The sequence below is a fragment of the Paenibacillus sp. CAA11 genome (genome assembly GCF_003060825.1).
Classification (GTDB): domain Bacteria; phylum Bacillota; class Bacilli; order Paenibacillales; family Paenibacillaceae; genus Fontibacillus.
The window spans coordinates 2,215,001-2,227,258 of sequence record NZ_CP028922.1; the positions used below are offsets into that span (position 1 = coordinate 2,215,001).

Annotated in this window: 7 protein-coding genes, 2 rRNA genes and 1 pseudogene; 9 read left to right on the forward strand and 1 reads right to left on the reverse strand. The window is 47.7% G+C overall.

The features are described from left to right. Positions 1 to 372 precede the first annotated feature (372 nt). The 7 genes from DCC85_RS10360 (at position 373) to DCC85_RS10390 (ending at position 9,175) form a co-directional block, all read left to right on the forward strand. Positions 373 to 3,303 (forward strand): 23S ribosomal RNA (locus tag DCC85_RS10360). 231 nt (positions 3,304 to 3,534) lie between these two features. Continuing rightward, positions 3,535 to 3,651: ribosomal RNA gene (rrf, locus tag DCC85_RS10365) — 5S ribosomal RNA — on the forward strand. A 196-nt stretch (positions 3,652 to 3,847) separates the two neighbouring features. Continuing rightward, a complete protein-coding gene (locus DCC85_RS10370; protein WP_108467806.1) occupies positions 3,848 to 4,801 on the forward strand; it encodes an MTP-1 family protein in 954 nt (317 codons plus the stop codon). 364 nt (positions 4,802 to 5,165) lie between these two features. Next, the gene (locus DCC85_RS10375) at positions 5,166 to 6,212 is read left to right on the forward strand and encodes a nucleotidyltransferase family protein (protein WP_108465524.1); all 1,047 of its coding nucleotides are present in this window, start codon (positions 5,166 to 5,168) and stop codon (positions 6,210 to 6,212) included. Beyond that, positions 6,209 to 7,372: a glycosyltransferase gene (locus tag DCC85_RS10380; RefSeq protein ID WP_108465525.1), complete on the forward strand. Its 1,164-nt coding sequence runs from the start codon at positions 6,209 to 6,211 to the stop codon at positions 7,370 to 7,372. The genes DCC85_RS10375 and DCC85_RS10380 overlap by 4 nt, the downstream gene beginning before the upstream one ends. Positions 7,373 to 7,386: 14 nt before the next feature. Further along, entirely contained in the window at positions 7,387 to 8,481 is a 1,095-nt protein-coding gene (locus DCC85_RS10385) for a glycosyl transferase (protein ID WP_234414416.1), read from the forward strand. A 61-nt stretch (positions 8,482 to 8,542) separates the two neighbouring features. Next, the gene (locus tag DCC85_RS10390) at positions 8,543 to 9,175 is read left to right on the forward strand and encodes a DUF421 domain-containing protein (protein WP_234414417.1); all 633 of its coding nucleotides are present in this window, start codon (positions 8,543 to 8,545) and stop codon (positions 9,173 to 9,175) included. 59 nt (positions 9,176 to 9,234) lie between these two features. Here the strand turns inward: DCC85_RS10390 and DCC85_RS10395 are convergent. Next, positions 9,235 to 10,400: pseudogene (locus DCC85_RS10395) on the reverse strand (cation:proton antiporter). Positions 10,401 to 10,776: 376 nt separating this feature from the next. On the opposite strand from DCC85_RS10395, the gene DCC85_RS23710 reads away from it, so the two are divergent. Together DCC85_RS23710 and DCC85_RS10405 are read left to right on the forward strand one after the other, a co-directional pair. Beyond that, on the forward strand, positions 10,777 to 10,941 hold the full coding sequence (locus tag DCC85_RS23710) for a DUF3817 domain-containing protein (RefSeq protein ID WP_108465526.1): 165 nt from the start codon (positions 10,777 to 10,779) through the stop codon (positions 10,939 to 10,941). A 193-nt stretch (positions 10,942 to 11,134) separates the two neighbouring features. Continuing rightward, on the forward strand, positions 11,135 to 12,241 hold the full coding sequence (locus tag DCC85_RS10405; protein WP_108465527.1) for a C45 family autoproteolytic acyltransferase/hydrolase: 1,107 nt from the start codon (positions 11,135 to 11,137) through the stop codon (positions 12,239 to 12,241). Positions 12,242 to 12,258: the final 17 nt, after the last annotated feature.

The window sequence follows — 12,258 nt, forward strand, 5'->3', positions numbered from 1 at the left end:
CAGTTTTGAGAGCTCAAACTCTCAGGACTGTCGCTTCCAAAACTTGCTTGTAGTTAAGTGAGTATGGATGTGATAAGATGATCTTCCGGCTGATAAAGCTGGCAGGTTGACAGAAATTTTGAACAGCACCTCAAGGTGATTGTCCCCAAATTTCGTCCTTGATCCTTGAAAACTGGATAACGAAACGAAATTGCGTTTTAGAAACATCTCTTTAGCTGAAACTTGTGATCGAAGAGAACAAGTGAAGTGATAGCTACAGAGCGAGGTATTTTGGAGACGATCGATCCTTTGTGAGTGGGTTTCAACCTTGATTCATTTCAATCGAGAAACCAAGGAACAACAGAGCGTGTCAGCCCAAAATCCGAGCGATTAGGTTAAGCTATTAAGAGCACACGGAGGATGCCTAGGCGCTAGGAGCCGAAGAAGGACGTGGCGAACAACGATACGGCCTCGGGGAGCTGTAAGCAAGCTTTGATCCGGGGATGTCCGAATGGGGAAACCCGGCTGGTGTAATAGCCAGTCACTCATACCTGAATACATAGGGTGTGAAGAGGCAGACCAGGGGAACTGAAACATCTAAGTACCCTGAGGAAGAGAAAACAAGAGTGATTCCGTCAGTAGCGGCGAGCGAACGCGGAACAGCCTAAACCAGAGAGCTTGCTCTCTGGGGTTGTGGGACGTCTCACATGGAGTTACAAAGGAACAGGTTAGTTGAAGAGGTCTGGAAAGGCCCGCCAGAGAAGGTAAAAGCCCTGTAGGTGAAAATGTGTTCCCTCCGAGACGGATCCCGAGTAGTGCGGGGCACGTGAAACCCCGTATGAATCCGCCAGGACCATCTGGTAAGGCTAAATACTCCCTAGCGACCGATAGCGAAGCAGTACCGTGAGGGAAAGGTGAAAAGCACCCCGGAAGGGGAGTGAAACAGAACCTGAAACCGTGTGCTTACAAGAAGTCAGAGTCCTCTATATGGATGATGGCGTGCCTTTTGTAGAATGAACCGGCGAGTTACGTTCCCGTGCAAGGTTAAGGTGAAGAGCCGAAGCCGCAGCGAAAGCGAGTCTGAATAGGGCGAGTTGAGTACGTGGGCGTAGACCCGAAACCGTGTGATCTACCCCTGTCCAGGGTGAAGGTGCGGTAACACGCACTGGAGGCCCGAACCCACGAACGTTGAAAAGTTCGGGGATGAGGTGGGGGTAGCGGAGAAATTCCAATCGAACTCGGAGATAGCTGGTTCTCCCCGAAATAGCTTTAGGGCTAGCCTCGGAAGAAAAGAGTCGTGGAGGTAGAGCACTGATTGGGTGCGGGGCCCGCCAAGGGTTACCAAGCTCAGTCAAACTCCGAATGCCATGGACTCATATCCGGGAGTCAGACAGTGAGTGCTAAGATCCATTGTCAAAAGGGAAACAGCCCAGACCATCAGCTAAGGTCCCCAAGTGTGTGTTAAGTGGGAAAGGATGTGGAGTTGCACAGACAACCAGGATGTTGGCTTAGAAGCAGCCACCATTTAAAGAGTGCGTAATAGCTCACTGGTCGAGTGACTCTGCGCCGAAAATGTAACGGGGCTAAACACACCACCGAAGCTATGGCTTGATATGAATGTATCAGGGGTAGGGGAGCGTTGTATGTAGGTTGAAGGTGTACCGTAAGGAGCGCTGGACAGCATACAAGTGAGAATGCCGGTATGAGTAACGAAAAGATCAGTGAGAATCTGATCCGCCGAAAGCCTAAGGGTTCCTGAGGAAGGTTCGTCCGCTCAGGGTAAGTCGGGACCTAAGGCGAGGCCGAAAGGCGTAGTCGAAGGACAACAGGTGGAAATTCCTGTACCACCGTAAACCGTTATGAGCGATGGGGTGACGCAGCAGGGTAGTGACGCGGACTGATGGATGTCCGTCCAAGCAGTGAGGCTGGTGTGTAGGCAAATCCGCACACTTTAAGGCTGGGCTGTGATGGGGAGTGAAAATTACAGTAGCGAAGGTCATGATCTCACACTGCCAAGAAAAGCCTCTAGCCAGGTGAAGGTGCCCGTACCGTAAACCGACACAGGTAGGCGAGAAGAGAATTCTAAGGCGCGCGGAAGAACTCTCGTTAAGGAACTCGGCAAAATGACCCCGTAACTTCGGGAGAAGGGGTGCCTCGGTAGGGTGAATAGCCCGAGGGGGCCGCAGTGAAAAGGCCCAAGCGACTGTTTAGCAAAAACACAGGTCTGTGCGAAGCCGCAAGGCGAAGTATACGGGCTGACGCCTGCCCGGTGCTGGAAGGTTAAGGAGAGCGGTTAGGAGTAATCCGAAGCTGTGAACCGAAGCCCCAGTAAACGGCGGCCGTAACTATAACGGTCCTAAGGTAGCGAAATTCCTTGTCAGGTAAATTCTGACCCGCACGAATGGCGTAACGACTTGGGCGCTGTCTCAACGAGAGATCCGGTGAAATTTTAATACCTGTGAAGATGCAGGTTACCCGCGACAAGACGGAAAGACCCCATGGAGCTTTACTGCAGCTTGATATTGGACTTTGATACGATTTGTACAGGATAGGTGGGAGCCTAGGAAGCCGGAGCGCCAGCTTCGGTAGAGGCGCCGTTGGGATACCACCCTGATCGTATCGGAGTTCTAACCTGGTACCGTAATCCGGTGCGGGGACAGTGTCAGGTGGGCAGTTTGACTGGGGCGGTCGCCTCCTAAAGAGTAACGGAGGCGCCCCAAGGTTCCCTCAGAATGGTTGGAAATCATTCGAAGAGTGCAAAGGCAAAAGGGAGCTTGACTGCGAGACTGACAAGTCGAGCAGGGACGAAAGTCGGGCTTAGTGATCCGGTGGTACCGCATGGAAGGGCCATCGCTCAACGGATAAAAGCTACCCTGGGGATAACAGGCTTATCTCCCCCAAGAGTCCACATCGACGGGGAGGTTTGGCACCTCGATGTCGGCTCATCGCATCCTGGGGCTGAAGTAGGTCCCAAGGGTTGGGCTGTTCGCCCATTAAAGCGGTACGCGAGCTGGGTTCAGAACGTCGTGAGACAGTTCGGTCCCTATCTGTCGTGGGCGTAGGAAATTTGAGAGGAGCTGTCCTTAGTACGAGAGGACCGGGATGGACGCACCGCTGGTGCACCAGTTGTTCCGCCAGGAGCACAGCTGGGTAGCTAAGTGCGGAAGGGATAAGCGCTGAAAGCATCTAAGCGTGAAGCCCCCCTCAAGATGAGATTTCCCGAGTTAGTAAGACCCCTTGAAGACGACGAGGTAGATAGGCTGGGGGTGGAAGTGCAGCAATGCATGGAGCTGACCAGTACTAATCGGTCGAGGGCTTATCCTAAAATGACCCCACAAAGTGAAGAAGAGGCTTCGAGGCTGATTCCGAATACTTTGCGGGGACCCTGAGAAGATCTAAATCACAATTTCGTTTCGTATCCAGTTTTCAGGTGATCAAACATCTGAACAATTGTGGGTTGATATCATGATTTGATATTTACTCGCAGGCTGTTTTTGAAGGTGGGTTATTTTCCTTGATGAATTTCAGGGAGTGATAGCGACCGGAAAAAACCTGTTTGGTGGCGATAGCGGAGGGGTTCCACACGTACCCATCCCGAACACGACCGTTAAGCCCTCCAGCGCCGATGGTACTTGGACCGCAGGGTCCTGGGAGAGTAGGACGCCGCCAAGCAAATATAAAGAGTACTGCTGATATAAATTTTCAGTAGTACTCTTTTTTTGTATTGTAATCCCCCTTTGCTCACTTGGACTTTTTGAATGAGCATCGAAACCAATGAACCTAAGGCTTGATTTTTAACCTTGTTTTGAAAATAATAATATCGGAGATTAAGAATCAGAGCAGAGAAAGGGGTAGATATACTGTGAGCATGAATAGCCGTGCCGTAAAGACATGTGACGTGCTCCTAAAAGAGTTTCATGTGAAGAAGGTTGAGATCCTGCGGCGGGAGAAGCTTCTGTTCTCTGGAGTCGGTGATAAGGATGTATATAATATTACTGCGCCTTTTCAAGTTGAAGGACACTGGGTGCTGGCCGGAAGGGTGGAGTCCAGGGACAGTGAACAATCCGAGATTATATTTTTCTCGAAGGAGCAAGGATCTTGGACGCCGATCCCTGAGCTGCCGACTTTTCAGCTGCAGGATCCCTTTATGACCCAGATTGGCGACCAGATCCTGATCGGTGGGGTTCAGACCTTTAAAGCCCCTGGCAGCTTCGAAGGATTGCAATGGCGGACTGTTTTCTACAAAGGAGTAAGCCTAAGAGATTTGAAACCATTTTTTGAAGGACCCGATGGAATGAAGGATATTCGGCTTGTCAAACTGAGCGACGGGGAGATCGGCATCTTTACCCGGCCACAAGGCGCCAAAGGAGGGCTAGGCAAAATCGGATTCTTCCGCGTCTCTTCTTTGGACAAACTAACCCTTGAGCAGATTGCAGAAGCCCCATTACTGGAAGGACAATTTGCGGCGGAAGAATGGGGAGGAGTCAACGAAGCACATCTTCTCTCTAACGGCTGGATAGGAGTGTTAGGTCATATTGCCCATTTTGATTCGAGAGGGCATAGACATTACTACCCTATGGTCTTTGCGCTTGATCCGGTTACTGGCCATTATTCTGATATTGAGCTGATTGCGGTTCGATCAGACTTTGAACCTGGCCCTGCTAAGCGGGCCGACCTGGAGGATGTTGTGTTTAGCGGAGGCATTATCCGGAAACCGGATGGTACGGCAGAGCTTTATGCGGGAGTTAGCGATGCGGAAGCTCAGCTAATTGTTATCCCTGACCCATTTATCAGATATGAGCAAGAAAAATTGAGAAAATAAGAGAAAAATTATGAATAAGCGCTATTCTAGCGCTTATTTTGTTTTTTTAATAATTTCCTTGTTCTTGATCGAAGAAAAAAAAGCTATTAATATTAATAGCAGCCTACTGAAGTGAGTGCTAATAACAGAGCCGGTGAAAGGGGGTTGGTACCATGCATCGTAGATGCATTACTTGCAAATGGCTGACTCATCTGTCCTGTCAGCCGCAGTCTCTGTTTAGGAAACGTTAGTAAAGCTGTTTTCATAGGAAATCTTATCCTAAAGTCGTAGACATCTGAATTTTTGACGCTCATGGTGACATGACCCGAAGAAAGTTCACCATGTGACGGCTTTTTTTGATTAACTAATACGGAGGGGAAGATCTATGAAAGCACTTTTGCTAGCTGGAGGACTTGGAACTCGATTACGGCCATTAACCGAACAACTACCCAAACCGATGGCGCTGGTAGGGAATGTACCTTGGTTGGAGCACTTGATTTTACAGCTTCGAGACCAAGGCATTCGTGAATTCGTTCTGGCGCTGAAGCATTACCCGGAGCTGATTCGCAGGCATTTGGGAAATGGGAGTAAATATGGAGTTTCTATAGAGTATGTAGTAGAGCAGGATGCGCTGGGAACTGCTGGGGCAATCAAAAATGCTGAGGCGCATCTCGGGGAAACTTTTCTGGTGTTTAACGCAGATATTATTCAGACCATGGAAATCCACCCCATGCTTGATTATCACTATTCGCGAGGTGCCCAGGTGACTATAGGGCTGACTGAGGTTGATGATCCAAGCGCCTTTGGAGTGGTGGACTGCACCGACAGCGGCCAGGTTCGTCGCTTCATCGAGAAGCCTAAGCGCGGTGAAGCTGTCTCTAATCGGATTAATGCGGGAATTTATATTATGAACAAAGCAGCGCTCCGCTACATACCGGAAGGACGTGAGGTGTCCATCGAGCGTGAGACTTTTCCTTTACTGATTCATCAAGGTATTGGAGTCTACGGATATACAATGAAGGGCTATTGGATGGATATGGGGACCCGTGAGCGTTATCGTCAAGTGCATAGAGACCTGTTAGACCGGAAGCTGGATCTTAGATTGCCGGGCACAGAGACCGAACCGGGAATTCGGATGGGGAAAGGCTGCCACATCGGGCAGGCTGTTCGGTTGATAGCCCCCGTCCTGATCGGGGATCATGTGCGGATCGAAGACCATGCCGTAATTGGTCCCTATACCATTCTTGGAGAACACTGTCATATCGCTCGAGGGGCTCAGCTTGCCGAGACCATCCTCTGGAATCGTTCTAGCGTAAAAGACAATGCAAAGCTTAACCAGTGTGTCTGTGGTTATGATTCGCTGATTGAGTCACGTCATATTCTATATGAAGCTTTTGCTCAGCGAATGAAAGAGGAGGCTGTTGTAGGATGAACATTGCATATATTGGCACCTATATTCCGCAGAAATGCGGTATAGCTACCTACACTCATCACCTTCGCCAAAGTATATGTGCAGCAAAGAGCTGGAAGGGCCATGACACGGTTTATGCGATCAAGCCATCAAGCAGCGTGCAGCAGGATCCGGCATCCTTGATTCATGAATTGGACAAAGAGGATCAAAGTGCATACAAGAAGCTGGCGCAACGATTAAATCGAAGTGAAGTGTCTGTTGTTTCCCTGCAGCATGAGTTTGGCATTTTTGGCGGAGAAGCAGGGGAATATATTATCGATTTTGTGGAACATCTCAATAAGCCGCTGGCGGTTACTTTTCACACTGTATTCGAGAATCCTGAAGAGCCTTACCGCCGGATCCAGCAGCGGATTGCAGAACAGAGCGACATGATCCTGGTGATGAATCGCCTTGCTGCAGGTTATCTGCATCGGTCACTTCATGTTCCCCAAGAGAAGATTTACATTGTTCCTCACGGAACTCCAGAGCCTTCGAAGGGCAAAAGGGAACTTACCCGCAGCAAGATGGGCTGGGAAGAGCGGAAGGTGGTCATGTCCTTTGGCTTGTTAAGCCGCGGTAAAGGGTTGGAGACGGTGCTTCAGGCGCTGCCGCGAGTTGTGGAGCAGGTTCCAGAGGTCTTATATGCTATTGTCGGTCAAACCCATCCCGAGGTTCGTAAGCGGGAGGGTGAAGCGTATCGTGAAGAGCTGATGAGGATGATTCACGAGCTCAAGTTGGACAATCATGTAACTATGATTGATCGTTATGTGGAAGAGGATGAGCTAGTCGGATTGCTCTCGGCGTGCGATCTGTATGTAACTCCCTATCCGGGCATGCAGCAGATTACAAGTGGGACGCTGGCCTATGCCGTAGGCTTGGGACGGCCGGTCCTGAGCACGCCGTACGCCTATGCCAAGGATCTGCTTGAGACTCTTCCGGAATTGCTGATTCCATATGAGGATAAGATGTTGTGGTCTCGGCAAATGGCGGATATCCTTGCTAACAGCAACAAGCTTGAGCAGCTTGAACGTAAAATGATGCAAATCGGCTCCCCGATGCATTGGTCTAAGGTAGGAGAACTTCATCTTAAGCTGTTTAGTGACTTGACCAACACTCACCGTGAAGTTCTAAGGGCGAACTAAAGGAGGGTGAAGCTGTGTACTCCTATCATATCAGCCCAAGACATCTAATGAGGCTAACCGATGATACGGGACTTCTGGAACATGCACTCGGATCGATTCCGAGGAGAAATGAAGGCTATACTACAGACGACAATGCCAGGGGATTATGGGCCTGCTCCGTTATTCATAAGATCGCTGGCAAGGACGGGGGACAGTGGCTAAGGCTGGCAGAGAATTACCTAGCTTTTTTGTTATGGGTTCAGAGGGAGGACGGATCTTTTCATAACAATATCGCCTATGACCGCTCACCGGAAACTGAGATCGCTTCTGACGATTGCTTCGGCCGGACTTGCTGGGCTGCAGCAAATGCACTAGTCTTGCTGCCGAGTGAAGGAAGCAGGTTAGCTGCTGAACAGATTCTCTTAAAGGCCGCAAATCAGACAGATCAGCTCAGATTTCCAAGAGGGATTGCCTATGCGTTGTCGGCTTATGCATTTCTTCTTACCCATGAAGAGTTCTCTTCGGTCTGGTTGGATCGGAATTCTCTTCTGTCGAAGCTTAAAGCAATAGAATGGGTGAGCCGATTTGAGCAGCAGCTGCTCAATTGGTACGGCCAAGCGTCTTCTCCTGACTGGTGCTGGTTCGAGGAGAAGTTAACCTATGGCAACGGCTTACTGCCGTGGGCCCTGTTCAATGCTTATCAAGTCACTGGAAATGCAGAAGCCTTTCGAGTTGCCCGGGAGTCTATGGATTTTCTGGCTTCAAAGATGACGGCACCTGAAGGCTGGATTCGGCCTATCGGTAACGAGAGGTGGGCAACAGCTGAGCATATGAGCCAGTGGGACCAGCAACCGTTAGAGGTCTTCAAGCTTGCGCTCGCTGCCCGCGAAGCCTATCGGCTTGAGAAGCGTGAAGAAGATGCCCAGCTCATTGGTAGGTGTCGAGATTGGTTCTACGGTGAGAACGACTGTCGTAGGGCGTTGGCAGATGCTGAAGATGGCAGCTGCTGTGACGGACTGACGCTAACAGGACCTAATCTCAATCGGGGAGCAGAGTCTACACTCTCCTATCTTTTGACTGAGTACTTATATATCGATTTAGAGCTTGGTCCCAGAGCTCAAGATTCGTAGGGTGAATAATGACGCAGCAAAATCACATAATACGACTAAACAACGTAGGATGTGAGAACAGTTGAGCTGGCAGGATGTTTGGAATGAGGTGTGGAAATCCCTGGTCGTGATAATTGCAGGTATGCTGCTTCTTAGGCTCGCCGGCAGAAAATCCATTTCACAAATGACCATTCCCACAACGGTAATCATGGTGTCTATTGGAACCGTGATCGTGCAACCCATCGCGGACCGAAGCATCTGGATGGCTTTAATCGCCGCCAGCACCTTTGTTGTCCTTCTCCTCATTATTGAAGCTGTGCAGCTTAAGTGGAATGGGTTCGAGCAGTTCATGCGCAGCAGGGCACTTGTTGTTATTCAGAACGGGCAGCTGCAGACCCAGACCCTTAAGCGGCTTAGGCTGACGGTAGATCAGCTGGAGATGAAGCTGAGGCAAGCAGGCATCCAGAAAATTGAAGATGTAAAGACCGCAACTATTGAATCCAATGGGCAGCTGGGCTATGAATTAACTGAGGAAGCCAAGCCTGTCACCTTAAAACAGCTGAGAAACATGCTGGAGCTTTATTTGAATCCTTCAAGTATGGAGAGTTCGGCCAGCAGCAGCATAGGCGGGAAGAATGAAGACCAATCGAAGACCCTATTTAATGAATTAACAAATAGAGAAAAACAGGATACCGAAGAGAAATGGCTTCAGTAAATAGTAAAGGCAGTTCGCAATCAGTGCTAAATGATGCGAACTGCCTTTTTGCTGTTCTACTACCTGTGCAATTTACGTCTTAAAGGCTTTGTTTTTTTCGTCTCTTGACCAAAAAAGAGTTTCATCATCGGCGGTGTAACAATCGTTGTGATCAAGACTACAATGACGATGACCGCGAACATCTCCTCCTGAAGCAGGTTCGCCTCTTGACCAATCGCCGCGATAATCAGCGCGACTTCTCCGCGAGAGACCTGGCAGCGCCGATGCCGAGTGCGCTCCGCCATCCGAATCCGGCAGCCTTGGCTCCGAGTGCTGATCCGAGTAGTTTGGTAGCAATCGCTAAGATACTAAGGCCAAGGATAAGCCAAACTTGGGTTGATATGCCGGCAAAATCGACCTTGACACCGATGGTGGTGAAAAAGACGGGAACGAACACCGCATAACCAATCGTTTCAACCTTCTCGGTGACCTCGTGTCTATAATGGGTGAGGCTTATGGCAACCCCAGCTATATAAGCTCCAATTATAGCGGCCACCCCTGTATATTCTGCTAAATAGGCAAAGAAGAAGCAGATGATTAAGGCTGCTGAAATGACAGTCTCCGAAACACGGAGTGGGGCAAACTTTCGGAGTACCCAAGGCACAACTTTCCATGCCAGCAGAATCGCGATCACGAAGAAGGCAACTTTTTTGATCAGCACCATTCCCAGATGTACATCGCCGCCAGTCAGGCTCATGACGAAGGCTAGAATGATGATCACCAGCACATCGTCGATCACAGCTGCCCCGAGGATTGTGGTTCCTTCGCGGGTTTTGAGTTTACCCATTTCCTTAAGCGCCTGTACCGAGATACTTACACTGGTTGCAGACAGCAGCAGACCTAGAAAGATGGATTCAAACATAGGCATATTTAAAATGATTCCTGCAAGATAGCCTAACCCAAAGGGAGCAAGGATTCCTGCGATTCCCACATAAGACGAAGCTTTCCCCGTTCTTTTGAACTCATCCATATCGGTTTCCAGACCGGCAATAAACATCAGCATAATTACACCGATTTGGCTGATTTCTTCAAGAATGTCCGTACCGGTAATAAAGCCCATAACGGCTGGGCCTAAGACGATTCCGATTAACAGTTTTCCCAGAACAGCGGGCTGCTTCAATCGTACACTTAGATCTCCTGCCAGCTTGGATGCAAGTAAAATAATGGCTAATTCAAGAATTAACACCAAAGATCGCCCTCCAATTTTATGAATAGTGTGCTGAGGATTTGCAAAAGGATGCAAAAAAGCCTGCCACCAAGGCAGCACTGTGCAATTGCGCACAGCACTCCCTTGGTGACAGGCTCCTCCGAGTCATGCAAGATATTAAAAATTTTAAATGGATAATAAACGCCATTATATAATAATTATATAGATAAGTAAACCCTAATCTTTAAATACATAGGTTTAAAGATCGTTACAGGCCATATCAAAACTTGTAATTTGAGGCTAAAATCAAAATTTGGATTTTCGATGGTAGGTAGGTTTAAGCTTTCCGGCTGGCTGGAAGGGCTCTCTTTTCTGATTCTGGTCAGATCATCCAGATGCTGTTAAGATTGTCGGGATGATTCATGGCATACTGTTCCCGTTGTATCTGCTGTGTCTTATATATATCGCCTATGCTAACAGATGGTCAACATTCCGCTGGATTGTGGGTTTTTTGGTTGGTTTTCTGCCTTTTGGCACTTTTATATTTACTGCTTATTTGAATAAAAAAGGATGGAGATAGCCATGCTTGTCCGAACCCGCCTCCTTCTAAAGGAGAGCGGGTTCTTCTGTATAGCGGGAGCCACCGCGCCATAAAAGGGCATAATTAAGTGCTGTTAGTGAATCTTAGGGCTGAAGTTTAGTAAACAGCAAAAAACATCAAGTTCAAGGATCTAACTAGATTTATAATATTTGTGAAAGGAACGGTGGCATAAATGGAAGAAAGCAGGGTTTATTTTAAAAATTTAGTAGGGACAAGTTATGAAGTAGGGACGCAATTAGGAAAATGGATTTTATCCAAGCCTGATTTATTACAGAAAGTATTACTTCCCCCCAATGCCTATCCACATGACAAATTTATTGAAATTTCCTCTTTATTGGATTGTTATTGTCAAGGTATCAATGAGGAAATCGAAGGTTTTTCAGATACGATTGGTGTTTCCAAAGAACAGATGCTTTTTTATGCAATGACCTATTTGGAACGAGGGTGTAGCTTAATGGCGGCATTACCGAAAAAAACCGAAAGCGGGCATACTTTAATGGCAAGAAATTATGACTTCAATGATAAAATGGAAGAAATGTGCTTTGCTTTTACTGAGATTAAGGGGAAATATCGCTATATTGGCTCTACCTTAAATTTATTCGGTAGATGTGATGGAATGAATGAACACGGTCTTGCGGTGTGTAAGGCGTCTAATGGTTTACCTGTCGGCAATTTTGAGGGTGGCCAAAGAGCAGGAGTCACAGGATTCAGTTTTTGGATAGTTGTTCGCAGCATACTTGAAAACTGCAAAAATGTAGATGAAGCAATTAAATGGACCATGGATGCACCCATTGGTTATAACATTAATTTGATGTTGGCTGATAGGCATAATAAAATAGCATTACTTCAATGTGTTGATGGTCATAAGGCTTACAAAATTTTGGACGAAAACCATGATGAAGCATACCTTAGTTCCACAAATCATGTGCTATTGGATGATATAAAGCCTTATGAAAAAGTGCTCATTGAAAACTCTGTAATCCGCAATGACAGGATTGTTAGTCTGTTTGAGAGAAATAAACAAATTTCAAAAAAAAATATAAAGGAACTGCTTTCAACATCGTATCCAAATGGGCTTTGTTGTCATTATTATAGAGAATTTTTTGGTACGCTACGCTCTATGATATTTGATACAACTGATAGGACTATAGAAATGACGTTTGGTTCTCCACAAGCCAATGAATGGCATACGTTTTCTGTTGGAGCATTTGACATGGAAGAGATGAAAGTGTTGCTGCCGCAAGAAAAAGCTAGACCGGATTTTTACAAAATCAACTAATTCCTATTCTTACTCAT

Bases quoted from the DNA above. Each gene is read 5' to 3' on its own strand.
- DCC85_RS10370 (WP_108467806.1), top strand. From the start codon at position 3,848: ATGAATAGCCGTGCCGTAAAGACATGTGACGTGCTCCTAAAAGAGTTT.
- DCC85_RS10375 (WP_108465524.1), top strand. From the start codon at position 5,166: ATGAAAGCACTTTTGCTAGCTGGAGGACTTGGAACTCGATTACGGCCA.
- DCC85_RS10380 (WP_108465525.1), top strand. From the start codon at position 6,209: ATGAACATTGCATATATTGGCACCTATATTCCGCAGAAATGCGGTATA.
- DCC85_RS23710 (WP_108465526.1), top strand. From the start codon at position 10,777: ATGATTCATGGCATACTGTTCCCGTTGTATCTGCTGTGTCTTATATAT.
- DCC85_RS10405 (WP_108465527.1), top strand. From the start codon at position 11,135: ATGGAAGAAAGCAGGGTTTATTTTAAAAATTTAGTAGGGACAAGTTAT.